Source organism: Martelella sp. FLE1502 (assembly GCF_053484255.1).
In genome coordinates this window covers 1-24,018 of record NZ_JBAKFQ010000014.1, presented here as the reverse complement: position 1 = coordinate 24,018, position 24,018 = coordinate 1, and the positions used below count along the sequence as shown (strand labels likewise).

Below are 24,018 nucleotides of genomic sequence, written 5' to 3'. Positions count from 1 at the left end.
AGATTGGTGGTTGCTGACGCCCACAGCAACAGATTAGCCTGCGTTTTTGGCGACCGACCTGAAATTACTATTGGCCAGATAGCAGAAGAGCCGCACTCTTACCCTCGCAAGGAAATCGAGGGGAGTATCAACATGCCGCATCATGCCGTCTCGAAAAGCTTGCGGGCCAACGCACGCCGAATGCGCAAAGACATGACGGATGCCGAATTGAAGCTCTGGAACGAGCTGCACGCCAAACGGCTGATGGGGCTCGCGTTTCGGCGGCAAATGCCAATTGATCGCTATATCGCCGATTTCGCGTGCCCCGATCACAAACTGATCATCGAGGTTGATGGCTCACAGCACGGCGTAAGGCTCGCTGAAGACACAGAACGCTCCGCGCGTCTTGCCGCGCTCGGCTGGACCGTCCTCCGCGTTTGGAACGACGATGTTCTGCGCGATATCGACGCCGTTTGCACCCATATTCTCAGAACCATCGGGAGGCATGAGCCATGACGGAACGCGGCTACTCCGGCGGTTGCCAGTGCGGGGCGGTGCGGTATCGGGTCGAGGGCGCGCTTGCGACGCCGCATCTGTGTCACTGTCGCATGTGTCAGAAGGCGGCGGGGAATTATTTTATGCCGCTGGCGAGCGCGGACAACGACGCGTTTTCGCTGACGCGCGGTGCGCCGCGGTGGTTCTTTTCTTCCGAGCATGTCAAGCGCGGCTTTTGCGAGCAATGCGGCACGCCGCTGTTCTTCATGACGGAAGGCGGCGATCATGTCTCGGTGACGCTTGGCAGTCTTGATGACCCCTCCGCGATTGTCCCGGCAACGCAGGATGGCGTCGAAGGGCGGGTCGCCTTCTTCCATGCCCTGCCCGGCCTTCCCGAACGGCCGACCGACCGTTCCGATCTTCCCGGCGGAACAGAGGGCGTGGCCGGAAGCAACCGTCAGCATCCCGATCACGACACAGTCCATTGGCCGAAGGAGCGTGACGATGAGCGATGAACGCAGTTTTTCCGGCGGTTGCCAGTGCGGCGCGGTGCGGTTTCGCGCAAGCCATCTCGGTCGACCGTCGATCTGTCACTGCAGGATGTGCCAGAAGGCGTTCGGCAATTTCTTCGGCGCGCTGGTGACGGCGGATATCGCGCATCTCACATGGACACGCGGCAAGCCGAAGATGTTTCGCTCCTCCGCCAAGGTGCTGCGCGGCTTCTGCGAGAACTGCGGCACGCCGCTGACCTATCAGTTTTCGGGTGGCGTCGAGCTCGCGATCGGCGCATTTGATGAGCCGGAGCATTTCGAACCGCAGATCCAGATCAACCACGACTGCCGCCTGCCGTGGATCGATACGCTTTTCGAGAAACCCGGACGTCCGCAGACGCTGGAGGAAAGCGAGATCGTCTCGCGCCAGCACCCTGACCACGACACGGACCAATGGCCGTCCGAAGACGGCTCAGACGCATAACAGGCGCATAACAGACGCATAAGAATGGCCGCAAAGGCCCGAAGGGATGGAGACCCGACAATGTCAGACCGCAAACGCATCTATTTGTTCGACACAACCCTGCGCGATGGCCAGCAGACGCCGGGCGTCGATTTCTCGGTCGAGGACAAGATTGCGATTGCCAATATGCTCGATCATTTCGGCATCGATTATGTCGAGGGCGGCTATCCCGGCGCAAACCCCACCGACACCGCGTTCTTCTCAAAGAGACGCACCGGCCGGGCGAAAATGACGGCGTTCGGCATGACCAAGCGCGCCGGCGTCTCGGCCTCCAACGATCCGGGCCTTGCAGCGTTGATCGATGCTGCTGGCGACGCGGTCTGTCTGGTCGCCAAGAGCTGGGACTATCACGTCAAGGTCGCGCTCGGCATCTCCAACGAAGATAATCTCGAATGCATCGCCGACAGCATCGCAGCCGTGGCGGCGTCCGGTAAGGAAGCGCTGCTTGACTGCGAGCACTTCTTCGACGGCTACAAGGCCAACCCCGCCTATGCGCTCGCATGCGCCAAGGCTGCCTATGATGCCGGCGCGCGCTGGGTGGTGCTGTGCGACACCAATGGCGGCACGCAACCCGATGAGATCGCGGAAATCATCGCCGATGTCATCGCCAGCGGCATTCCGGGAGAAAATCTCGGCATCCATGCGCATAACGACACCGGACAGGCGGTCGCCAACTCGCTCATCGCCGTCAACGCCGGGGTGCGCCAGGTGCAGGGCACGCTGAACGGCATCGGCGAGCGCTGCGGCAATGCCAACATCATCACGCTCGCCGCCACGCTGGCGCTGAAGGAGCGCTACAGCAGCCGTTTCGAACTCGGCATCGATGCCGAAGGGCTGACGGAAATCTCCGCCCTCTCCCACGGCTTCGATGAGTTGCTGAACCGCGCGCCCGATCCGCAGTTGCCCTATGTCGGCGCATCGGCCTTCGCCACCAAGGCCGGCATCCACGCCTCCGCGCTGCTGAAAGACCCGAAGACCTATGAGCATGTCGATCCGGCGGCCGTCGGCAACAGCCGCCGGGTGATGGTGTCCGACCAGGGTGGAAAGTCGAATTTCATCAACGAACTCAACCGGCTGGGCATTTCCGTTGCCAAAGACGATCCACGGCTCGACAAGCTGATTGCGATCGTCAAGGAGCGCGAGGCCATGGGCTATGCCTATGAGGCCGCCGATGCCAGTTTCGAGCTTCTGGCGTTGCGCGAGCTCGGCAGCGTGCCACATTTCTTCCATGTCGACAGTTTCCGGGTCATGGTCGAGCGCCGTTACGACAGCCACGGGCGGGTGAAGACCGTGTCGGAGGCCGTGGTCAAGCTAGAGATCGACGGCCGCAGGGTATTGTCGGTGTCGGAGGGCGACGGCCCGGTCAACGCGCTCGACAAGGCGTTCCGCAGGGACCTCGGCAAGTTCCAGGGCGAGATTGCCGACCTCAAGCTTGCCGACTACAAGGTCCGTATCCTCAATGGCGGCACGGAGGCGATCACCCGCGTGCTGATCGAGAGCGTCGACGACGACGGTGTGCGGTGGTGGACGGTTGGCGTCTCCGAAAACATCATCGACGCCTCGTTCCAGGCGCTGATGGATTCGATCACCTTCAAGCTGATGAAAAACCGCAAGCTTGCCGGCCGCGTTGCGGCGGAATAGGCGGTCCGTTCAATTCAATTGATGGTTTGATCGCAAGTTTCGTGTGGCGGCGGCGATAACGAAGGTCTATTGCGTTTGGGCAAAAGACTTCAAGGAAACACCATGTCCACCGAAATCCCAGCCGCCCACGAAGCGCCGGCGCCGCAGGGCGATACCACGAAGGGTTTCGTGCTTGCCTTCATCGTCTTCATGCTGTGGGGCGTGCTGCCGCTTTACATGAAGCTGGTCATCGACCTTCCGACAGACGAAATCCTGGCGCACCGGATCGTCTGGTCGCTGCCGTTCGCCGGCGCGATGGTCGCCTATTCCGGCCAGTCGCGCACCGTCACCAGCGTGCTGCGCCAGCCGAAGATGATGGGGCTTGTGGTTCTGTGCAGCCTGTTCATCACGCTCAACTGGGGCACCTATATCTACGCGGTCAGCAGCGCCCAGACGGTGGACGCGGCCCTTGGCTATTTCATCAACCCGCTGTTTTCGATCGCGCTTGCGGCGGTGATCCTGCGCGAAAAGCTCGGGCGCGGGCAGATGGTCGCCGTCGTCCTCGCCTTCGCGGCGGTGGTCATCCTCACCGTGGAACTCGGCCGTCTGCCGCTGGTCGCCCTGGCGCTGCCGCTCAGCTTCGGGCTCTACGCCTTTCTGCACAAGGTCATGCCGGTCGAAGGCACCACCGCCTTCACGCTGGAAGCGATGGTGCTGAGCGGCCCGGCGCTCGGATACATCATCTATCTGGAAGCAACCGGTGCAGGCCACTTCCTGCGCTCGCCGGTCACGGCGCTGCTCTTGATCGGCTGCGGCGCGGTCACCGCCATTCCGCTGTTGATCTATGCAAACGCCACCAAGCTGCTCAGGCTTTCGACCATCGGCATCATGCAGTATATCGCGCCGAGCGTGATCTTCCTGATCGCCGTGCTGATCTTCCGCGAGCCGCTGGAGCCGGCGAAACTTGCCGCCTTCGCGCTGATCTGGGTGGCGCTGGTGATCTATACCGCGCCCATGGTCAGGCGCAGACGCAAAACATCCGCGCTCGCCGAATAGCATTGCCTACATCTTGCCGATGATCCGGGCGTCGCCGTCGTCGTCGGCCGTCTCCGCCCAGCCGGCCTCGATCGCGGGGATCATGTCCTCGACATTGGCGATCAGCTGCGGGCGCACCTGATGGCTGGTGTGGAGGAAGCCCTCCTTCAGCATGTGATCGAGCAGCTCGATCATCGGCTGCCAGAAACCGCCGATATCGCCGAGGATCATCGGCTTGGCGTGGCGGCCGAGCTGCGCCCAGGTCATGATCTCGACGATCTCCTCGAGCGTGCCAATCCCGCCGGGAAGCGCCACGAAGGCGTCCGCCCGTTCGAACATGGTATGCTTGCGCACATGCATGTTCGGCGTGATCATGAGCTCGTCGAGCGCCTCGAGCTGGTCGCGGGTCGCTTCCATGTCGACGAGGAATTCCGGAATGATGCCGACGACGTGGCCGCCGTTTTCCAGCACGCCCTCGGCGACCGCGCCCATGATGCCCTTGGTTCCGCCGCCATAGACGAGGCCGTAACCGGCTGTCGCGATGGCAGTGCCAAGCGCCTTGCCGGCAGCCATATATTCAGGCGCCGCGCCCGGCCTGGAGCCGCAATAGACGCAGATGCTGCGAATCGGTTTGTCTTGTTTTTTCATGCCGCCAATCAATCCCATTAGCCCGCGACCGGTCAAGTTCATTGCATTTAGACCACAATCGCAGATTTACCCTGTTCACGCTTTGCCGAGACAGCCAATGAACTCTTGTATATATCCGGCACTATGGCTAGCGTTTTCAGCCAATTGGCGTCATCGCCTCTTCGGAGCTCTGAATGAAAAATAACCGGTCCGGTATCGTCATCGCCATCATCCTGCTCGTTCTCCTTGCAGCGGGCCTCTATTATTTTACCCGCGAGGATGGTGGCGAGATCGGCGACACGACTCAAGGCAGCGCACCGCAGACCGAGCAGAGCGAACCCGCGGACGCTTCCGGCGAGAGCGCTAGTGGGCCCGACAGCGACAGCGACGCAAACGAAGAGCAGCAGCAGACGGGCCTGCGCATCCCCACCTTCGATGTGCTGCGCGTGGAACCCGACGGCACGGCCGTGATCGCGGGCGCCGCCGAGCCGCTTGGCGTGCTCGACGTCAAGGAGGGCGACACTGTTGTCGCCTCCTCCAGTGTCGGCGATTCCGGCGATTTCGTCGCCATCATCGAAACGCCGCTGACGCCCGGCGATCATCTCATCTATCTCGACGTCACCATGCCCGACGGGCGCACCGCCCGATCGCTGCAAACCGCGACGATCTCGATCCCCGAGACTCCGGACGGCGACCTGCTGGCCCTGATCACCGAGCCGGGCAAGGCCTCCGAAATCATCGCCTCGCCGGATGGCGACGAAAGTGCGCCGAAAGGCACGGTCATAGCGCGCGCGCCTGGGTCCTCCGGTGAGCAGGAGAATGGCGGACAAACGTCCGGCAATCAGGATCGCGACGGCGTCAATGCCTCGGACGACACGAACGCGGCGGGCGGAGACGCGGAGCGGACCAGCGCCAACGAGCAGACACAGGATGGGTCCGGCACGGATAACGTCAGCGATCAGGAGGAGACCCAGCTTCAGACGGTCACGGTCGAGACCGACGCGGAAAAGACGGACAAAAATGGCGGTCAGGGCGAGGTCGTGGCGCTTGTCAGCATCAAGGCCGTTGAAATCGAGGGCAACCGCCTGTTCGTGGCCGGGAGCGGCACGCCGGGGTCCACCATTCGCGGCTATATCGATGACGCGCTCATCGGCGATGCGGAGGTGAATGTCGATGGCAACTACGTTCTCGATGCCGAGATCGACATTTCGGTGGGGCTGCATACGATCCGCGTCGATATGCTGGATGAGGATGGTCAGGTCGTTGCCCGCGCCGTCGTGCCCTTCGACCGCCCGCCCGGCGACCAGGTGGCGGCAGTCTCCAGCGCGCCGGCAACCAGCGGCGAACAGCAGCAGGACGGCAGCCAGACCTTCACCCAGCCGCAGCTTGAAAGCAGCGACAACGCCGTCATCATCCGCCGCGGCGACAACCTGTGGCGCATCTCGCGGCGCATGTATGGGCGCGGCGTTCGCTACACGACGATCTACCTCGCCAACGAACCCCAGATCGTCAATCCCGACCTGATCCTGCCCGGCCAGGTCTTCTCGGTGCCGAAGGAGCCGCTGCCGATCGGGGAAGCGGAAACGATCCACCGCCGCCTGCTGGACGGCATGCCGATCGGCCCGGAATACCATCTGCCGGCGAGCGACCAGTAGCGGGATAAAACGCGGTCCAAAAAGCGGCGGCGGTGAAATTCGTTTCGGCCCCCTACCATTGCAATATCCCCGCGGCGACCTTATGTCGCGGTGAAAGCGGCGCCCCGCGGGGCGCCTTTCATTTTGATACTTCTCTTATTTCGGCTCGGCCTAAGGCCTTGAGCGCGGGGACTAGCATGGCAGATCGCGGTAAAACCGTGTCAGCGGATTCATCCAATCCGCTTCAGACGATCATCAATCTGTGGCCGTATATCTGGCCGGAAAGTCGTCCGGACCTGAAGCGTCGCGTGGTTCTCGCTACCATCGCGCTGGTGGTCGCAAAGCTCATCCTGCTGCTCGTCCCCTATTCCTTCAAATGGGCGACCAATGCGCTGACCGGCGAGCTGGAGATCAACACCATCCTGCCGGCCGTTCTGTTCGGCGCGGTCACGCTGGTGCTGTTCTACAATCTCGCGCGCATCGGGCAGCTCGGCTTCAACCAGTTGCGCGACGCCCTGTTCGCCAGCGTCGGCCAGTATGCCGTGCGCCGACTTGCCCACCGCGTTTTCGTGCACATGCACCAGCTCGCCCTGCGCTTTCATCTCTCGCGCAAGACCGGCGGTCTGTCGCGGATCATCGAGCGCGGCACCAAGGGCATTGAGACGATCGTGCGCTTCACGATCCTCGCGACCCTGCCGACCGTGCTCGAATTCTTCCTGGTCGCGATCATCTTCTGGTGGGGCTACGGCTTCGATTATCTCGCCATCACCGCCGTCACGGTCGTGCTCTATGTCTGGTTCACCATCAAGGCCAGCGACTGGCGCATCGCCATTCGCCGCGAGATGAACGACAGCGACAACGACGCCAACACCAAGGCCGTCGACTCGCTTCTGAACTACGAGACCGTCAAATATTTCGGCAATGAGAAGATGGAGGCGCATCGCTTCGATGCCTCCATGGCGCGCTATGAGAACGCGGCGACCCGTATCTGGACGTCGCTCGGCTGGCTCAATTTCGGCCAGGGCGTGATCTTCGGCGTGGGCATGACGATCATGATGGTGCTGTCGGCGATCTCGGTGAAAAACGGCACCCAGACTATCGGCGATTTCGTGTTCATCAACGCCATGCTGATCCAGCTTGCCATCCCGCTCAATTTCATCGGCTCGGTCTACCGCGAAATCCGCCAGGGCCTGACCGATATCGAGCAGATGTTCGATATTCTCGAGGAAGACCTCGAAATCACCGACAAGCCAGATGCACCGGACCTGCAGATCCGCCAGGGCGCGATCGCCTTCAAGGACGTGCATTTTTCCTACGATCCGTCACGCCCGATCCTGAAAGGGGTCTCCTTCGAGGTGCCGGCCGGCAAGACGGTGGCGATCGTCGGCCCGACGGGCGCCGGCAAGTCGACGATCTCGCGCCTGCTGTTCCGCTTCTACGATGTCAATGAGGGCGCGATCACCATCGATGGGCAGGACCTGCGCGAGGTGCGCCAGTCGAGCCTGCGCGAGGCGATCGGCATGGTGCCGCAGGATACTGTGCTGTTCAACGACACGATCGCCTACAATATCCGCTATGGCCGCACCTCGGCGACCGACGAGGAGGTCAATGCCGCTGCCGAACTCGCTCAGGTCGGCGATTTCATCCGGCAATTGCCGGAAGGTTTCGACACCCAGGTCGGCGAGCGCGGCCTGAAGCTTTCCGGCGGCGAGAAGCAGCGCGTGGCGATCGCCCGCACCATTCTGAAAGCCCCGCCGATCCTGGTACTTGATGAGGCGACCTCCGCGCTCGATACCCATACGGAGCGCGAAATCCAGGCGGCGCTCGACGTGGTCTCGAAGAACCGCACGACGCTGGTGATCGCCCACCGGCTTTCCACCGTGATCGGCGCCGACGAGATCATCGTGCTGAAACGCGGCGAGATCGCCGAGCGCGGCACCCATGATGACCTGATCGCGCAGAGCGGCCTTTACGCCCAGATGTGGGAGCGCCAGCGCGAGGCGACCCTTGCCGAGGAGCAGTTGCGCAAGGTGCGCGAAAGCGACGATATGGGCGTTATCATGCGGCTCGACCCCGCCAACTGACAAGACCGCCGCAAAACCGACGCACGGCCGTGTTCCCAAGGTCGCGCGCAGCCTGTATTGTCGCCCGTGAGAACCTGGGCAACCTAGCGAGGACCAATGACCATTATCGATTCCATCCGGCATTCGATGGCGCCGATTCACAAGGAAGGCCACCGCTTTGTGGCCATCTTTCTGGTGGCGACCCTGATCCTTGGATGGATTGCCCAGCCGCTGTTCTGGATCGGCCTGATCGCCACGCTCTGGTGCGCCTATTTCTTCCGCGATCCCGACCGGGTGGTACCGCAGGACGACAATCTCGTCATCAGCCCGGCCGATGGCCGCGTCTCCGCAATCAGCGAGGAAATCCCGCCGGCCGAAATGGGCCTCGGCGCCGAGCCGATGCTGCGCATCTGCGTGTTCATGAACGTGTTCGACTGCCATGTGAACCGCGCGCCGATGGCCGGCCGGATCACCGGCATCCACTATCGCCCCGGCAAGTTTCTCAACGCCGAACTCGACAAGGCGAGCGAAGACAATGAGCGCAACGGCCTCGTGATCGAAACCGGCCACGGTTTGATCGGCGTGGTGCAGATCGCGGGCCTCGTCGCCCGCCGGATCGTGTGCTTCTCCGAGAACGGCGATGTGCTTGATGCCGGTGAGCGCTTCGGCCTGATCCGCTTCGGTTCGCGGCTCGACGTCTACCTGCCGACCACGGCCACCCCGCGCGTTGCCGTCGGCCAGATGGCGACGGCCGGCGAGACCGTGCTGGCGGGCTTCGGCGGTTTTGATCTTCCGACCGTCGGACGGAAAATGTGATGGATGAAGGCAGCCAGGATCGTGCGCTGGAGCCCCGGATAAAGCCCACGGCCGATAAATCCGGTCGTGGACCGCGCCTGCGCGAAATACCGCTCCGCCTCATTATTCCCAATCTGGTGACCGTGCTCGCCATCTGCGCCGGGCTTTCGGGCATTCGGATGGCGATCGACGGCCAGTTTCCCAAGGCCGTGGCGATGCTGCTGATCGCGGCGTTTCTGGACGGCGTCGACGGCAGGCTGGCGCGGCTTTTGAAGGCCTCCTCCAAATTCGGCGAGCAGATGGACTCGCTTGCCGATATCGTCAATTTCGGCATCGCGCCGGCGCTCGTCGCCTATACCTATCTGCTGAATGACGGCGGCACGCTCGGCTGGATCGCGGCGCTGACCTATGCGATTGCCGCAGCACTCCGCCTCGCCCGCTTCAACGTGATGGCCGACCGCAAGCGCAAGGCGAGCTGGCAGGGCGAATATTTCGTCGGCGTCCCCGCGCCGCTTGGCGCGATCATCATGCTGTTGCCGGTCTATCTCGGCTTTCTCGGCATGCAGCTTGGCCGTGGCGTGGCGCTGGCCTCGGCCGCCTACACCGTGCTCATCGGCTTCCTGCTGATCAGCCGCCTGCCGGTCTGGTCCGGCAAGAGCCTCGGCTTCACCGTCCGGCGCGATTTCGCGTTGCCGATGATGCTGGTCGCCGTGCTCTCGGTCGCGCTGCTGTTCGCCTACACCTGGCACGTGATGATCGTCGGCTCCGTTCTCTACCTCCTCAGCCTGCCGCTCGGCGCCCGCGCCTGGCACCGCAAATACGGCACGCTGGTGATGGAGGACGACACCGATGACGACGAGGATGACAGCCTGCCGCGCAAGAACCGGCTGGATCTGGATATTTGACGTGTTGGCGGGCATCGGTGACCGATGCAACGCAGCCGCCGCCAGGCGCCGGTTACATACAGAAGCTTTTCCGCCAACAATCTCCCCCCTTGAGGGGGAGATGCCCCGACAGGGGCAGAGAGGGGTGAACCCTCTCGGCGAATTCGGCTTATAGGGCTTGCGCCCTCTACCCCTCTCTGTCGCTTTCGCGACATCTCCCCCTCAAGGGGGGAGATTGGGGCGGCGAGGCTTCCCGAGCTGAAAGTCGGAGACGGATTGTAGGTCCGTCACGCAACGGACCGCCCTCAAAACAAATCCATCTGCCCCGGTCCCTCATCCCTGGGCTCACCCTCCAACGGTGGCCCGATCGGCTCGATCAGGTCTGCCCCCATATTGCGGGCGTTGCTGACGGCCTTTGACACCGGGAGGGCCTCGAAGAAATCGGCGGGCGGCGGGGCCAGCAGGTCGGCGACCTCGCGTGGTTCGAAGTTGCGGCAGTCGAGCCAGCGTTCGTAATCCTCCGGCGCGATCACCACCGGGGAGCGCTCGTGGATGTGCGCAATCACGCCGCTTGAGGATGTGGTCAGGATCGTGCCGGTATCGATCTCCGTGCCGTCAGCGCCCAGCCATGGCGACATCAGGCCGGCAAAGGCGATCACTCCGCCATGGCGCGGGCGGATCCAGTAGGGTTGCGCGCCGCCGCCGGTCCTGCGCCATTCGAAGAAGCCGGAGGCTGGAACCAGCGTGCGGAAGTGGCGCATCGACCCACGAAAGGCCGGTTTCTCGGCCGCGGTTTCGCTGCGCGCGTTGAACAGCAGCGAAAACTCCCGCGCATCCTTCACCCATGCCGGAATCAGGCCCCAGCGCACCAGCAGCGCATTGCGCCCCTCCCCGCCGCCGGTCAGTTCCGAAGCGCTCACGACTATCAGGATCGGCTGCGACGGCGCGATGTTATAGCGCGGCGGGAACGGGTCGATACCGGTAATATCGAAAGCCTCGCCCACCTCCTCGGGGGTTGCTATCAGGCCGAAACGTCCACACATTGCGCTTTGAAACTCATCCTGAAAACGGAAGGCGCGCCTTCCGTAAAACATCCATTGGGCATTACCACCCGTATATAGCATGACAGAGACGCCAAAACCCGCCTCCTCGGTGATCATCCGCCGGAAAGACACGTTCCTGCTGGTACGCCGCGCCAATCCTCCGGCGAGAGCCATGTATGCCTTTCCGGGCGGCAAGGCGGAAGCGGGCGAGACAGCGGAACAGGCGGCGATTCGCGAATTGAAGGAAGAAACCGGCCTAACAGCCGAAAATGTAAAGCTGTTTTCTGTTTATGATCTGATCGACAGGACTGAATCCGGCGCGGTTTCGAGCTTTTACCGACTGAGCGTCTTCCTCGCGGAGGTCGATGACCGCGCGATCGCAGCGGCGGCCGACGACGCCGACGATCTCGGCTGGTTCACGCTCGCCGATATCGCCCGGCTCAACGTGCCCTCGAGCGTGCGCGAATGCGCCGAGGCGCTGGATCGGCAACGCCGCGACACTGTGGCGAAAGAAGCACATTAGCGCCGTGAAATAATCGCTAAAGCGCTGCGATTAACCGGAAATTCACTTTTTCGGACGGCCGCTCTGACACAAGCGCGAAAAAATTGGTAGCATGACGATCAAAGACGAAGCCGACAAGGATATGCGATGAAGCCGAACGCCAACGAGATCGACGACATGATCGTGCGCGAAAAGATGCAGGTGGCTCTCGAATATCAGAATGAAGCCTGGGCTGATGGCGTAGCCGACGGCATCGAGCCCGAGATCATCGCCGACGCGGCGCTTGCGCTTGCCATGCGCGAAACCGTGCGGATGATCGGCGAGGAAGGCGCGGAAGCCATGCTCGAATCGCTGCGCGAACGCATGCTCGCCGGCGAGTTTTCGCCCGAACGCATCCTGCAATAGCGCCCTCGTCCTTCGGGCATCAGCAGCCCGACCCTTCCACCATTGACGAATCCCTCGCGCCGCGTGACAACACGGGCAATTGTCCCGTTGACCGGGCGTTTGACGCATGAGCGCCTTGCGGGCCGCGCCTGCGACCCTACATTTTCAATTGCTGCCTGTGGACTACTACCGGCATGCCAGAGGATACGATCATGGCTGAGATTCACCTTCCGGAACGGGCCGTCATCACGCTTTCCGGCGATGACGCCGAACATTTTCTGCAGAACCTGATCACCACCGATCTCGACCGCATCGGCCCCGCCGAGGCCTGGCCGGGCGCGCTTTTGACGCCGCAGGGCAAGGTGATGTTCGATTTCCTCATCAGCCGGACCTATACGGGTTTTGTGATCGAAACCCATGCCGAAGACGCCGCCAGCCTGCTGCAGCGACTGACGCTCTACAAATTGCGGGCAAAAGTGACGATTGCTCAGGAAGAGGCCGAGGGCGTGACAGTCTTCACCGGCAATGCCCCCGAAGCCGCCGTGACCGACATGCGTTTTGCCCCCGCCGGCATGACCGTGAAGCGCCTGCCCGGCCGCCATGGCGCTCCGGACGCCGCAGCTTACACCGCGCTGAGAATCGAAGCGGGCGTGCCGGAAATGCATGCCGATTACGCCCCGCAGGACGCCTTCCCGCACGATCTTCTGTTCGACCGGAATGGCGCGGTCTCCTTCAAGAAGGGCTGCTTTGTCGGCCAGGAAGTGGTCTCGCGCATGCAGCATCGCGGCACCGCGCGGCGCAGGCTGGTCATGATGCGTGGCGCGGAAGCCCTCCCCGCTTCCGGCACGACGGTCCTTGCGGATGGCAAGCCCGCCGGCGAACTCGGCTCGGTCGCGGGTGATGCGGCGATGGCCATCCTCCGGATCGACCGGGTTGCATCTGCCGAAAGCCTGATGGCCGGCGATGTGTCGGTGACCGTCACGCCCTATGGCTGGAGCGGCATCACGCTCGAAGCATCCAAGGCGGAATAGGCCGATGCCGCCGAAAAACGACAGTCGCGCTTGGCAGCGCATGCTCTCGGGCCGCAGGCTCGACCTCCTGGACCCCTCGCCGCTCGATGTCGAGATTTCCGATATCGCCCACGGTCTGGCGCGGGTCGCGCGCTGGAACGGCCAGACGCTGGGCGAACATGCCTATTCGGTCGCCCAGCACTCGCTCGTGGTCGAGGCGGTGTTCTGCCACATCACCCAGGCGAATGCCGACGATTGCCAGGCGGCGCTGCTGCACGACGCGCCGGAATATGTCATCGGCGACATGATCTCGCCGTTCAAAGCGGTCGTCGGCGGCGGCTACAAGGCGGTGGAAAAGCGGCTGGAGGCGGCCGTGCACCTCCGCTTCGGCCTGCCGCCGCATCCCCGCCCGGCGCTGAAGGCCAAGATCAAGGCGGCCGACAGGATCGCGGCCTATTTCGAATCGGTAAGCCTCGCCGGCTTTTCGATCGCCGAGGCAAAACGGTTCTTCGGGGAGCCGAATGGCGTCTCGATCGAGCTGTTGCCGATCGAGCCGATGCCGACGGCGCTTGCTCAGCAGCGCTTTCTCGACCGGTTCGACGAAATCGAGACCGCGCGCACGGAACTTCAGAAAACGGCCAGGAAAGCCGCCAAATGAGCGGGGCGATCATCGTATCGCCGCTGGAACGGATCGGCGAGATGGCGGCCCGGCACGGCTGCCGGCAGATGGTCTCGCTGATGGCCGCCGGCCATGATTTCGCCCGTCCCGGCATGATCGACCGACACCTCGTGCTGCGCATGAACGATATCGCCTTTGCCGGCGCCGGCGATCTCGTGGCCCCGGAACGGGCCCATGTGGATCAGATCATCGATTTCGCCCGGCAGTGGGCTGGTGACGGCCCGCTGCTGGTGCATTGCTGGCTGGGCGTCTCGCGTTCGCCGGCCGCGGCCATGATCGCCGCCCTCGCGATCGCGCCCGATATCGATGAGGCGGCGCTGGCGAAGGCGTTGCGCGCGGCCTCCCCCTCCGCCACGCCAAACAGGCGGCTGGCGGCGCTCGGCGATGAAGCGCTTCAGCGCGGCGGCCGGCTCGCTGCCGCCGTCAAGGATATCGGCCGCGGCCGCGAATGTCAGCTCAACGCGCCTTTCAGACTTGATCTCGACGATCTTGCCATCGCACCGTTGCGCCATAGGTAGAGTATCCGTACCCTTGGCCCGAAATATTTGAGATGAATTAATAAGGACTGATTGATGGATTCGATAGAGAAGCAAGCCGCCGACCTTCTAAATGCATCCAGCGATTTTGCCGAAGCGATGATGGCCCTGGTCGTCACCTACGCGTTCTCGGTGCTTGGCGCGATTATCCTGCTGATCGTCGGCTGGATCGTCGCCGCGATTGCCCAGCGCTCCGTGAAGACGGCATTCATGAAGTTCGACAATGTCGACAAGACATTGGCCGGCTTCTTCGGCGCGATCGCGCGCTACGGCATTCTCACCATCGTCATCGTCATGGTGCTTGGCCAGTTCGGGGTACAGACCGCTTCGATCCTCGCCGCTCTCGGCGCCGCCGGCCTCGCCATCGGTCTCGCCCTGCAGGGCACGCTGCAGAACATTGCCGCAGGCATCATGCTGCTGGTGCTGCGCCCCTTCAAGGTCGGCGAATATATCTCCACCGGCTCGATCGACGGCACGGTGCAGGAGGTCGGCCTGTTTGCCACCGAGCTCAAGACCTTCGACGGCCTCTACCGGCTCGCGCCGAACTCGACGCTCTGGAATGTCTCGATCACCAATTATTCCCGCGTCGCCCAGCGCATGCATGAACTCGCCATCGGCATCGGCTATGAAGACGATCTGCGCAAGGCGATCGATATCATGCTCGATCTGGCCAAGAACAACGAGAACGTGCTCTCCGATCCCGAGCCCTACGCCTTCGTCAAGGAACTCGGTGACAGCGCCGTGGTGGTGGCCATGCGCTATTGGGTGCCCGGCCCGCTGTGGTGGAAGACCACCCATGTAATGACCCGCGACGCCAAGCTCGCCTTCGATGACGCGGGCATCTCGATACCGTTCCCGCAGGTCACGCTCTCGACGCTCGATGACGACGGTCTTCCGGTAAAGCCGGAGAAGACCGACCAGGCTGATACGGACGAAAGCAAGCCGGCGGCGAAGGCCGGCGCGAAGAAACAACCTGAATGATCGGAGCCCGGCGGTGAACGTCGCAGAACTCAACATCTACCCCATGAAAAGCGCGCGCGGCATCACTCTCGATGCCGCGCTTTGCCGTGCAAGCGGCCTTGAAGGCGATCGCATCGCGGTTCTGACGGAGCCGGATGGCCGTTTCATCACCCAGCGCGATCTGCCGGCGCTCGCCCGGGTAACGGCGCGTCCGGGGCCGGACGGGCTTGTGCTGTCGATGGAGGGCAAGGGGGAGATCGAAACCGGGCCTTCCAGCGAGCAGCGGATCGATGTCACCGTCTGGAAAGACACGGTCAACGCGGCGGCGAGCACCGGCGCGGCCGATGCCACACTTTCGGACTGGTTCGACCGTCCGGTCCGCCTCGCCTTCTTCGATAACGCAGCACAGCGGATCGCAAGCCGCGACTGGGTAAGCGACGAAACGCCGGTTTCCTTCGCCGACGGTTTTCAGGTGCTGGTGACCACCACGGGGTCGCTTGCCGCGCTCAATGCCGATCTGAAGGCCCATGGCGCGGAAGAAGTCGGCATGGAGCGGTTTCGCCCGAATATCGTGGTCGATTGCGACGAGGCCTGGGCGGAGGATGGCTGGGCCGGCATCGAGATTGGCGGCATCGCGTTTGATTTCGTCAAGCCCTGTACCCGCTGCATCATGACCACGCAAGACCAGACCACCGGCTCACGCGAAGGCGCAAACCCGCTGCCGGCGCTCGGACGGCTCCGCATGTCCGCCGACCGCCGGGTGCCCGGCCCGCTGTTCGGCTGGAACGCCGTGCCGCGCGGCGAAGGCATGCTGCGCGTCGGCGATCCGGTCACCGTCACCAAAAGCACGGCAGAGCGCTGGCCGGTGAAGACGCGGGCATAACAACCCTCGGCCCTCAAATTCCGGCCGCGCGACGGTCGCTATAGCCTTAGGCGCGAAACTCGGGCAAGGTAAACTATGACCAACCTATCCGGCAGTCAGACCATGCCGGGTTTTCCACGCAGCAGGTCTAAATGGCGCATTTTCTTCACGAGTCGATTACCTTCATCGAACCCTATCTCCATCATTATGGCCTGCTGGCGCTGTTCGTGATCATTTATCTCGAATCGCTCGGCGCGCCGCTGCCGGGCGAAAGCGCGTTGATCGGCTCCGCGCTGCTGGCGGCAGACGGACAATTGTCGATCGTCGGGATCTTCTTCGTCGTCGTCTGCGCCGCGGTGATGGGAGACAGCACCGGCTATCTGATCGGCCGGTTTGGCGGCCGGGCGTTGATTTCGCGCTATGGACGTTATGTCGGCATGACGGAAGACCGCCAGAAATGGATCGAGGGCCTTTACGAAAAACGCGGCGCGTGGGTCGTGGTCGGCGCCCGCTTCGTCGTCATCCTGCGGCAGTTGAACGGAATTGCGGCGGGCTCCATGGGAATGCGCTGGCCACCCTTCCTCGCCGCCAATATCGCCGGCGGCCTGCTGTGGGCCGCAGTCTGGACCATCGGGCCCTATATGTTCGGCGACGTCATCGCCGAGCGCCTGCATCTTACCTTGCATTAACCGCCTGCCGGAGACATCGGGCTTGTAATAGGCCGCATGGCCGGGACAGCCTAATCACATGGAATTCTTTGCGCTTTCCCGGTGATCCAGTGGCGCATGGATCACGTTAGAATGACGCGTGAACAGGCAATTGTTTTCATCCGCGGTAGCCCCCTGTGCCTGATGCCGCAACCCGGCAGACTGCTACCGTAAAATCTGCCGATGTGATATAATTTCAACAAAAGACAACGAATAGTCAGACTTTTTTGAAGCCTGCAAGGAAGCGCCCGCTTGAACAGTCGAACAACATCCCCCGACACGCCTTACCCCATGCTCGAAGACGAGGAAGGACGCCTGGAGGCGCTCAGGCAGTTCCAGCTTATGGATACCGCGCCGGAGGAAAACTTCGATCGTTTGACGGCGCTCGCTGCGCGACTCTTCAACGTTCCGATCGTGCTCATCTCGCTGGTCGGGCGCGACAGGCAGTTCTTCAAGTCTCGTATCGGGCTGGACGTATGCGAGACCAGCCGCGATGTTTCGTTTTGTGCGCATGCGCTGGTTCAGGATGATGTGCTGTTCATTCCCGATGCGCTGAACGATCCGCGCTTTGCCACAAATCCGCTCGTGCTGGGTCATCCCTTCATCCGGTTTTATGCCGGCAAGCCGCTGATCACCCAGTCCGGACACAAGCTCGGCACCATTTGCCTTATCGACAGCAAGCCGCGAAGCGCCTTTACCGACGAGGATCGCAAGCTGCTGGCCGACATTGCGGCGCTGATTATGGATCGCTTCGAATTGCGCCGCCTGGAATATCTGCGATCCGTAGGCCAGGCGCGCTTCGAAAGCATCGCCCGAACCGCGCCCGACGCGATCATCTTTACCGACAGCGAGGGGAAAGTAACCTTCTGGAACCGGGCCGCGGAGAAAATATTCGGCTACGCGGAATCGGAAATGCTCGCGCGCTCCAGCGAGTTGCTGGTGCCAGATAGCTGGCTTTCGATATTCGAAGCCGAAATGGAGCGATTGAAGACGGGCGCGCCGCTTGAGCTCGCCGACCGGATCGTGGAACTGCCAGGGCTGAGAAAGGACGGCACCGCGTTCCCCGCGGAATTTTCGCTCTCGACCTGGCATGAGGGCACAGAAATCTGCGCCGGAGCGATCGTGCGCGATATCTCCGAGCGCCGCCACAATGAGGAGCGGCTGTTCCGGCTGGCCTCCCTCGATCCGCTTACGGACCTTCCCAATCGCGGCGCATGGCGGGAATGTTTGAAGAAGGAGATTTCCGGCGGCAAGCCCAATACGGTTCTGCTGATGGATCTCGATCGCTTCAAGGAGGTCAACGACACGCTTGGCCATTCGGCCGGTGACGCCGTTCTCAAGAAGGTTGCCCAACGTCTGAAGCGGTCCTGCCCGGAAGCGGTGATGATCGCGCGCCTGGGCGGGGACGAATTCGTCATTCTCCTCAAGGGCGACGATGAACGCGCAGCCTTTGCGGCGGCGGAGGAAATCGCGAATGCCGTTGCGGCACCATATGACATTGCTGGTCTGCGCGCGGACATCGGAATAAGCATCGGCATCGCGCTGGCACCTCAGCACAGCACCAGCCCGGAAGAACTGCTCGGCGCTGCCGATCTTGCGCTCTATCGCGCCAAGAAAAGCGGCAAGGGACGCTGCGAAATTTTCGTTCCAGCGTTGCGGGAGGTCGCGGTTGCCCGCCGCGCTTTCGAAAAAGAACTGAAGAAGGCGTTTCTGGAGCGCGAGTTCGAGCTCTACTATCAGCCGCAATTCATTGCCGACAGCATGCAACTGACGGGCGCGGAGGCGCTGATCCGCTGGAACCACCCCGAACGCGGCCTGCTGGGCCCCGCATCCTTCATCGATGTCCTCGGCCAGAAACCTTCCTCATCCGAGATCGGCGAGTGGATCCTGCGCACCGCGCTGGCGCAGACAGCGCGTTGGCGCAGGCACGCTCCGCACTTCCGGATGAGCGTCAACCTGTTCGAAAGCCAGTTCCGCGCCGGAAACCTCGTTCAGGTCGTCGAAAACGCCCTCGCGCATTATGCGCTTCCCGCCGGGGCCCTTGAGCTCGAAATCGTTGAAAGCACTCTTCTCGAGGATGATCCGACGACGCTTGGGATGCTGCAGAACCTCCGCGCACTTGGAATCGGCCTTGCCTTTGACGATTATGGCACCGGCTTCGCCTCGCTCAGCCTTCTCAAGAAGTACCCGGTCACGCGTCTGAAGATCGACCGGACCTTCATCCGCGACATCGACACCGACCCCGAGGACGAAGCCGTCGTCCGCGCCGTCCTTTACCTCGGAAAGGTCTTCGGCATGAATGTCATCGCCGAAGGGGTGGAGACGCAAGCCCAGTTGGAACTGCTGAAGAAATACGAATGTCCGGAAGTTCAGGGCTACCTGTTCGGCCGTCCTTTACCGGCAGCCGAATTCGAGCGAAGATTTATCATCCAGCGTTAGACAAGGGCATCAGGGCCCAGTCATCGACTCTTGGTAATAAGGCATGTTCGGGCTTAACGGTTGAGATCATCTCCGTTACAGGTAACCCGCTGTCTTTTTGTTGGAATGGTTTGATATGACTTCGGTTTTCTGGCTTCTTGTGATCCTCCTAGTGGCATTCGCCATGTCGCATTCCAGGGTGAGAGGCCGTATCAGGAAACTGGAGGACGAGCATCAGAGAACGCGCCAACGGCTGGAAATGCTGGAGAGCCAGACGCAAGGCGATATGAAAGAAAGCGTTGCCGCCGGCGCAGAAGCCACGGAAAAAACGCCGGTCGGAGAACCGGCCGAAAGCGTGGAGCCGTCCGCGGCCGAGACCGTCGCGCCGCCGAAAGGTGCGGCGCCGACCGAAACCGAAAAGTCATCCAGCGCCGTCAAGGGACCGCCGCGCGCCTTCGTCTTTACCGGCGACGTCATGGGGCAATTCGCACAATGGATCCGCCAGAACTGGACGATCGCTCTGGCAGCCCTTTCGCTGGCGCTGGGCGGCGTCTTCATGGTTCAGTATGGCGTCGAAAACGGGCTGCTGACGCCGGTTTGGCGCGTGATCGGCGCGCTGGCGCTGGGCGCCTTGATGATTGCCGCCGGCGAGGCGATCCGCCGCCGCTACGGTGACGAAGGAACGGCCGCGACAGCCGCCCTGCCCTCGGTGTTTGCCGGCGCGGGACTGGTGACGCTGTTTTCCGCCGTGCTTGCCGCCCGCCTTCTCTACGGCCTCGTTTCCGCCGAAACCACGCTCGCCGGGCTGGTTCTGGTCAGCATACTGGCGGTGACGCTCGGCTGGCTCTATGGCTCTGTCCTGAGCGCCGTGGGCATTATCGGCGCCACCGCCGCGCCCTTTCTTGTCGGCGGGCAATCCGAGAGCGGCTGGCTGTTCTTCTATTATTTCGCCCTGATCGCCATTGCCGGCCTCGCCGTCGACAGCGTCAAGCGCTGGGCCTGGGTCTCCGCCGTCGTGCTGATCGCGACCGCGAGCGCCGCCACCCTGCTCTATGTCGCGACTGGCGGTCTGATCCATTATGCGGCCTTTCTCGCGCTGTCCTGGCTGGCGGCTGTCATCATTCCGGTGCAGAGCTTCGTGCCGACGCATACAGGCCAGACGGTTCTGGCTACGCTTGCGGGCCTGCGCCCGCGCGCCGATTTTCCGACGCGGATTGTCGCGGCGATGACGCTGTTCGTCAGCACGGCCAGCATGTATCTATCACTTGAAGCGCCGTCCGCGACAGAGGCGAATGTGGCCTTCCTGCTCGTCGCCCTCATCCTTGGCGCGACGCTGACATGGATGCACCGGGCCGAGGCGCTGAAAGACATTCCGCTTCTGCCCGCAGCCGCGTTTCTGGCCGTACTCGTACTGCAGGCGGTGGAGTTTGGTCCGCTTTTCAGCCGTTTCGTCGCCCTGCGGGAGGCCGCGACGACTCAAGCGAGCTTTTTCGTCACGCTGGCTCTGGTGCTCTCGGCGCTCGCATCGATCATGGCCTTCTGGCGCATGACCCGATCCCGAAACGACCCCCGCGCGGCCCTCGGCTTCGCGCTGGCGGCGGCGACCTTCGCGCCGGCGAGCGCCTTCATCTTCCAGTTTCTCTGGTCGCCGGCTGCGGCCTTCGGCGATTACCTCTGGAGCCTCCATATTCTCGCGGTCGCGGCGGTCATGGCCGTCCTGACGGACCGCACCTTGCGCGGCGACGACGACAACAACCAGCGACAGCTTCGCGCGGCCCTGTTCGCAATCGCGGCGCTGTCGGCGCTCGCACTGGCTCTGTTCGTGGTGCTGACCCAGACGGCGCTCACGCTGGCGCTCGGCGTAGTGGTGATCCTCACCATCTGGCTTGACCGGCGTTTCAATCTCGCGCTCATCGGCATTTTCACCAAGGTGGCGCTCGCCATTATTGCCTTCCGCCTGATCGCAAGCCCCGGCTTTTTCTGGGCGGTGCGCAGCACCACATCATGGCTGGCAGTCATCGAGGCCTATGGCGGCACGCTCGTGCTGCTCTATCTCGGCTGGCGACTGACGGTTTTGCGCGCACGAATATCCGTTCAGGCGGCAATCGAAACAACGACATGGACGGTGGCCGCCGTCTTTGCCTGCGCGCTGCTGCAGCGACTGGTGCCCGATGAGCCGGGACTGCTCGCCGCGGTAATGGCGATCGCGATGCTCGCCCAGATCAGCCGCCTGCCGACCACCGGCAGGTGGTTGCGGCTTTTCCGGGCGGCGCTTGCCGTGCTGTTCGGCCTCACCGCCATCGCCCTGATTGCCGTACCGCTCACAATCACCAATCCCGTGCTGTTCCGCTTCAACCCGGTGACGGGGCCAGCGATTTTCGACAGTCTGGCGCTCAGCTATCTGCCGCTTGCGGCCGTGCTGGCGGTCGGCGCATGGAAGATCGGCAATCTCGGTCGACGGTTGCGGGTCGCCTTTATCTGCGTATCCGGCCTGCTTGCAGGCTTCTATGTCACCTGCGAGATCCGACGGTTTTGGCGCGGCAATGATCTTTCGGTCCCGGGCGTCACCCAGCCGGAACTCTACAGCTACACGATCGCGCTGGTGATCGTTTGCGCTGTTCTGCTGCTGATCAGCTTTTCCCGCCGTTCCCATACCCTGCGCAAGGTCGCCATGGCGGCCACCGGCCTGACGATCGCGAAGGTCTTTCTGGTGGATATTTCCGGCCTCGAAGGGCTCCTGCGCGTCGTTTCCTTCATCGGCCTCGGCTTGGCGCTGGCCGGTCTCGGCTGGCTCGACCGCGCCATGAACCAACGCTGGAACCGGATCTCGGACAGGTCATTGGATGCGGAGGATGGCTCGTAGACGATTGCCCGCTTCTGCGCAGGATCAGCGCGATCCCGCATGACGGCTACGCAATGTCCTTCGTCGGCGATAGCGGCATATTCCTGCGCCGCTATCGCCAGACGGAGGTTATCAACGATATCAGCGGCGATGTCGCCTCAGCATCCTGCAACGGTACTTTCCGCATTTCTGCAGCGCGTGACCGCCTTTGGCGCAAAAATGGAACCACTTTGACCCAGAGAGCTTTGTGCCGAGTTTAAATTTTGTCTGCCGCCAGCGCGAGTTTGATAGCGCCTTGCAAAGCGCCTTCACCATACATTTTGTTAAACTCGGATGATACAACCAACGGTATGCCTGGGTTTTGTTTCTGAAAGGCAGGCGTGTCTTCGATGATAGACAACCCGAATGGGAAATACTCAACCTTGAGCCTATAACCACTCACATAGTCGAAGAGTAGCATGTCGTCGAAACGACGCTTTCCCCTATAGTCGAACGTCGCGTCGCGCACCCCCTTATCGAGTATTGATTGCGCATTCTCGCTTTACCGGACTGCGGCTTCGAATTCGCCGAAACCAACCGGCTCCGCCAAAGCAAGAAGCTCGCTCAAAAGCTTTCGCTCAAAGTCAGCTGGCAATGGCTCGTCTATCCAAATGTAGAGCACGTCTAGCCCACTAGCTTCGCCGAGATCGTGTCCCGCAGCGTGGTGTAGCTTCGGCGATTGCCGTGCCTTCCGGACGGTGCCGGGATCGGATCAGCTCGCCGCAGCGGGCAGGCTGATGAGTGGATCATCGCTCATTGCGGCGATTGTCTCAAGGGTCATGTAGCGGGATCGCTGAACGGCCCACTCGTCGTTCTGTTCGAGCAGGAGCGCGCCGACGAGACGGACGATGGCATCATCGTTGGGAAAGATGCCGACAACCTCGGTGCGCCGCTTGATCTCGCCGTTCAATCGCTCAATGGGGTTGGTGCTGTGTAGCTTAGCCCAATGCTGCTTTGGGAAGGTCATGTAGGCCAGAACATCCTCTTCGGCGCTGTCCATGAGGGTGGCGAGCTTCGGCACCTTCGGCCTGATCTGGTCTGCGACGCTACGCCATTGTGCGCTTGCGGCTTGCTGCGTGTCCTGGGCGAAGGCGGTGGCAATAAAGGCCGACACAACGCGCCGGCCGCTCTTTCCCGCATGCGCCAGGGCGTTTCTCATGAAGTGGACCCGGCACGCTGCCATGTGGCGGACAGAACCTTGGAAACGGCGGCCTTGATGCCCTCGTGCGCATCGGAGACGACGAGCTTGACCCCGCTGAGGCCTCGCCGGGTCAGCTTTCGCAGGAATTCCGTCCAGATCGGCTCGGCCTCTGACGTGCCGATCTCCATGCCCAGGACCTCGCGCCGTCCATCGGTGTTGACGTCGACGGCAATGATGACGGCGACCGAGACAATGCGACCGCCACGCCGGACCTTCATGTAGGTGGCGTCGATCCACAGATAGGGCCAATCGCCCTCAATGGGCCTGTCGAGGAACGCTTTGACCTTGTCGTCAATCTCTTCGCACAGCCGGGAAACCCGGCTTTTGGAAGTACCGCTCATGCCCATGGTCTTGACCAGGTCACCGACAGAGCGGGTCGAGACGCCCTGGATGTGGACTTCATGAATAACAGCCGTCAGCGCCTTTTCGGCCATGCGTCGCAGTTCGAGAAAGCTCGGGAAGTAGCTGCCTGACCAAAGCTTGGGAATGCGCAGTTCCACAGTTCCCGCACGCGTCTCCCAATCACGATCTCGATAGCCGTTGCGCTGGGTCAGCCGAAAGGCGTTCTTCTCGCCATAGCCCGCGCCGGTCTTCGCGCCGACCTCCAGCTCCATCAGCTTCTCGGCTGCAAAGCTGAACCGCACCGGGTTTGCCGGAGGCTCCAACTCTTGAGTAAGATGGAGCATTAT

22 protein-coding genes and 1 pseudogene are annotated in these 24,018 nt (G+C 62.4%); 19 read left to right on the top strand and 4 right to left on the bottom strand.

Annotated elements, in window-relative coordinates; genetic code table 11:
* The first annotated feature begins 132 nt into the window (after positions 1-132).
* The 5 genes from V6767_RS13260 to rarD all read left to right on the top strand — a co-directional run bounded on the left by V6767_RS13260 (position 133) and on the right by rarD (position 4,164).
* Positions 133-495: an endonuclease domain-containing protein gene (locus V6767_RS13260; protein WP_448474004.1), complete on the top strand. Its 363-nt coding sequence runs from the start codon at positions 133-135 to the stop codon at positions 493-495.
* The gene (locus V6767_RS13255) at positions 492-989 is read left to right on the top strand and encodes a GFA family protein (protein WP_448473929.1); all 498 of its coding nucleotides are present in this window, start codon (positions 492-494) and stop codon (positions 987-989) included. Before V6767_RS13260 ends, V6767_RS13255 begins: the two co-directional genes overlap by 4 nt.
* Positions 979-1,449, top strand: a complete 471-nt coding sequence (locus V6767_RS13250) for a GFA family protein (protein WP_448473928.1) — start codon at positions 979-981, stop codon at positions 1,447-1,449. The genes V6767_RS13255 and V6767_RS13250 overlap by 11 nt, the downstream gene beginning before the upstream one ends.
* A 60-nt stretch (positions 1,450-1,509) precedes the next feature.
* Complete coding sequence (cimA, locus tag V6767_RS13245; protein WP_448473927.1) at positions 1,510-3,129, top strand: citramalate synthase; 1,620 nt, start codon at positions 1,510-1,512, stop codon at positions 3,127-3,129.
* Between the two features lie 102 nt (positions 3,130-3,231).
* Positions 3,232-4,164: an EamA family transporter RarD gene (rarD, locus tag V6767_RS13240; protein ID WP_448473926.1), complete on the top strand. Its 933-nt coding sequence runs from the start codon at positions 3,232-3,234 to the stop codon at positions 4,162-4,164.
* Between the two features lie 6 nt (positions 4,165-4,170).
* On the opposite strand, the gene V6767_RS13235 is transcribed toward rarD, so the two are convergent.
* On the bottom strand, positions 4,171-4,791 hold the full coding sequence (locus V6767_RS13235; RefSeq protein WP_448473925.1) for an LOG family protein: 621 nt from the start codon (positions 4,789-4,791) through the stop codon (positions 4,171-4,173).
* Positions 4,792-4,964: 173 nt separating this feature from the next.
* Between V6767_RS13235 and V6767_RS13230 the strand changes: the two genes are divergently transcribed.
* The 4 genes from V6767_RS13230 (at position 4,965) to pssA (ending at position 10,167) form a co-directional block, all read left to right on the top strand.
* Entirely contained in the window at positions 4,965-6,425 is a 1,461-nt protein-coding gene (locus tag V6767_RS13230) for a LysM peptidoglycan-binding domain-containing protein (RefSeq protein WP_448473924.1), read from the top strand.
* A 176-nt stretch (positions 6,426-6,601) separates the two neighbouring features.
* Positions 6,602-8,488 carry an ABCB family ABC transporter ATP-binding protein/permease gene (locus V6767_RS13225; protein ID WP_448473923.1) on the top strand — a complete coding sequence of 629 codons (1,887 nt, stop codon included), beginning with the start codon at positions 6,602-6,604 and terminating at the stop codon, positions 8,486-8,488.
* A 96-nt stretch (positions 8,489-8,584) separates the two neighbouring features.
* Positions 8,585-9,283, top strand: coding sequence for a phosphatidylserine decarboxylase (locus V6767_RS13220; RefSeq protein ID WP_448473922.1), 699 nt, complete (start codon positions 8,585-8,587; stop codon positions 9,281-9,283).
* Positions 9,283-10,167, top strand: a complete 885-nt coding sequence (gene pssA, locus V6767_RS13215) for a CDP-diacylglycerol--serine O-phosphatidyltransferase (RefSeq protein ID WP_448473921.1) — start codon at positions 9,283-9,285, stop codon at positions 10,165-10,167. Before V6767_RS13220 ends, pssA begins: the two co-directional genes overlap by 1 nt.
* A 284-nt stretch (positions 10,168-10,451) precedes the next feature.
* Here pssA and V6767_RS13210 read toward each other — a convergent pair whose 3' ends face one another.
* Entirely contained in the window at positions 10,452-11,189 is a 738-nt protein-coding gene (locus V6767_RS13210; RefSeq protein ID WP_448473920.1) for an SOS response-associated peptidase, read from the bottom strand.
* Between the two features lie 79 nt (positions 11,190-11,268).
* Here V6767_RS13210 and V6767_RS13205 point away from each other — a divergent pair, with 79 nt between their 5' ends.
* The 10 genes from V6767_RS13205 to V6767_RS13160 all read left to right on the top strand — a co-directional run bounded on the left by V6767_RS13205 (position 11,269) and on the right by V6767_RS13160 (position 22,110).
* Positions 11,269-11,712, top strand: a complete 444-nt coding sequence (locus V6767_RS13205; RefSeq protein ID WP_448473919.1) for an NUDIX hydrolase — start codon at positions 11,269-11,271, stop codon at positions 11,710-11,712.
* A 126-nt stretch (positions 11,713-11,838) separates the two neighbouring features.
* On the top strand, positions 11,839-12,096 hold the full coding sequence (locus tag V6767_RS13200) for a hypothetical protein (protein WP_018066457.1): 258 nt from the start codon (positions 11,839-11,841) through the stop codon (positions 12,094-12,096).
* A 191-nt stretch (positions 12,097-12,287) separates the two neighbouring features.
* Complete coding sequence (gene ygfZ / locus V6767_RS13195) at positions 12,288-13,106, top strand: CAF17-like 4Fe-4S cluster assembly/insertion protein YgfZ (RefSeq protein ID WP_448473918.1); 819 nt, start codon at positions 12,288-12,290, stop codon at positions 13,104-13,106.
* Positions 13,107-13,110: 4 nt separating this feature from the next.
* Positions 13,111-13,743, top strand: coding sequence for a YfbR-like 5'-deoxynucleotidase (locus V6767_RS13190; protein ID WP_448473917.1), 633 nt, complete (start codon positions 13,111-13,113; stop codon positions 13,741-13,743).
* Positions 13,740-14,282 carry a tyrosine phosphatase family protein gene (locus V6767_RS13185; protein ID WP_448473916.1) on the top strand — a complete coding sequence of 181 codons (543 nt, stop codon included), beginning with the start codon at positions 13,740-13,742 and terminating at the stop codon, positions 14,280-14,282. Before V6767_RS13190 ends, V6767_RS13185 begins: the two co-directional genes overlap by 4 nt.
* A gap of 63 nt (positions 14,283-14,345) precedes the next feature.
* Positions 14,346-15,281, top strand: a complete 936-nt coding sequence (locus tag V6767_RS13180; RefSeq protein WP_448474003.1) for a mechanosensitive ion channel family protein — start codon at positions 14,346-14,348, stop codon at positions 15,279-15,281.
* Between the two features lie 13 nt (positions 15,282-15,294).
* Positions 15,295-16,143 carry an MOSC domain-containing protein gene (locus tag V6767_RS13175; RefSeq protein ID WP_448473915.1) on the top strand — a complete coding sequence of 283 codons (849 nt, stop codon included), beginning with the start codon at positions 15,295-15,297 and terminating at the stop codon, positions 16,141-16,143.
* A 155-nt stretch (positions 16,144-16,298) separates the two neighbouring features.
* Entirely contained in the window at positions 16,299-16,811 is a 513-nt protein-coding gene (locus V6767_RS13170; RefSeq protein ID WP_448474002.1) for a DedA family protein, read from the top strand.
* 270 nt (positions 16,812-17,081) lie between these two features.
* On the top strand, positions 17,082-19,268 hold the full coding sequence (locus V6767_RS13165; RefSeq protein WP_448473914.1) for a putative bifunctional diguanylate cyclase/phosphodiesterase: 2,187 nt from the start codon (positions 17,082-17,084) through the stop codon (positions 19,266-19,268).
* 115 nt (positions 19,269-19,383) lie between these two features.
* Entirely contained in the window at positions 19,384-22,110 is a 2,727-nt protein-coding gene (locus tag V6767_RS13160) for a DUF2339 domain-containing protein (protein WP_448473913.1), read from the top strand.
* A gap of 235 nt (positions 22,111-22,345) precedes the next feature.
* Here the strand turns inward: V6767_RS13160 and V6767_RS13155 are convergent, their stop codons facing one another.
* Positions 22,346-22,597 (bottom strand): hypothetical protein, encoded by a 252-nt coding sequence (locus V6767_RS13155; protein ID WP_448473912.1) that lies wholly within the window; start codon positions 22,595-22,597, stop codon positions 22,346-22,348.
* Positions 22,598-22,840: 243 nt separating this feature from the next.
* Positions 22,841-24,018: pseudogene (locus V6767_RS13150) on the bottom strand (IS256 family transposase); the annotation flags it as partial.

Excerpts from the sequence above, each read along its gene's own strand:
- V6767_RS13255 (WP_448473929.1), top strand. The coding sequence starts at position 492 with ATGACGGAACGCGGCTACTCCGGCGGTTGCCAGTGCGGGGCGGTGCGG.
- V6767_RS13225 (WP_448473923.1), top strand. The coding sequence starts at position 6,602 with ATGGCAGATCGCGGTAAAACCGTGTCAGCGGATTCATCCAATCCGCTT.
- V6767_RS13160 (WP_448473913.1), top strand. The coding sequence starts at position 19,384 with ATGACTTCGGTTTTCTGGCTTCTTGTGATCCTCCTAGTGGCATTCGCC.
- ygfZ (WP_448473918.1), top strand. The coding sequence starts at position 12,288 with ATGGCTGAGATTCACCTTCCGGAACGGGCCGTCATCACGCTTTCCGGC.
- V6767_RS13235 (WP_448473925.1), bottom strand. The coding sequence starts at position 4,791 with ATGAAAAAACAAGACAAACCGATTCGCAGCATCTGCGTCTATTGCGGC.
- pssA (WP_448473921.1), top strand. The coding sequence starts at position 9,283 with ATGGATGAAGGCAGCCAGGATCGTGCGCTGGAGCCCCGGATAAAGCCC.
- V6767_RS13210 (WP_448473920.1), bottom strand. The coding sequence starts at position 11,189 with ATGTGTGGACGTTTCGGCCTGATAGCAACCCCCGAGGAGGTGGGCGAG.
- V6767_RS13190 (WP_448473917.1), top strand. The coding sequence starts at position 13,111 with ATGCCGCCGAAAAACGACAGTCGCGCTTGGCAGCGCATGCTCTCGGGC.
- rarD (WP_448473926.1), top strand. The coding sequence starts at position 3,232 with ATGTCCACCGAAATCCCAGCCGCCCACGAAGCGCCGGCGCCGCAGGGC.
- V6767_RS13260 (WP_448474004.1), top strand. The coding sequence starts at position 133 with ATGCCGCATCATGCCGTCTCGAAAAGCTTGCGGGCCAACGCACGCCGA.
- V6767_RS13205 (WP_448473919.1), top strand. The coding sequence starts at position 11,269 with ATGACAGAGACGCCAAAACCCGCCTCCTCGGTGATCATCCGCCGGAAA.
- V6767_RS13200 (WP_018066457.1), top strand. The coding sequence starts at position 11,839 with ATGAAGCCGAACGCCAACGAGATCGACGACATGATCGTGCGCGAAAAG.
- V6767_RS13230 (WP_448473924.1), top strand. The coding sequence starts at position 4,965 with ATGAAAAATAACCGGTCCGGTATCGTCATCGCCATCATCCTGCTCGTT.
- V6767_RS13250 (WP_448473928.1), top strand. The coding sequence starts at position 979 with ATGAGCGATGAACGCAGTTTTTCCGGCGGTTGCCAGTGCGGCGCGGTG.
- V6767_RS13185 (WP_448473916.1), top strand. The coding sequence starts at position 13,740 with ATGAGCGGGGCGATCATCGTATCGCCGCTGGAACGGATCGGCGAGATG.
- cimA (WP_448473927.1), top strand. The coding sequence starts at position 1,510 with ATGTCAGACCGCAAACGCATCTATTTGTTCGACACAACCCTGCGCGAT.
- V6767_RS13220 (WP_448473922.1), top strand. The coding sequence starts at position 8,585 with ATGACCATTATCGATTCCATCCGGCATTCGATGGCGCCGATTCACAAG.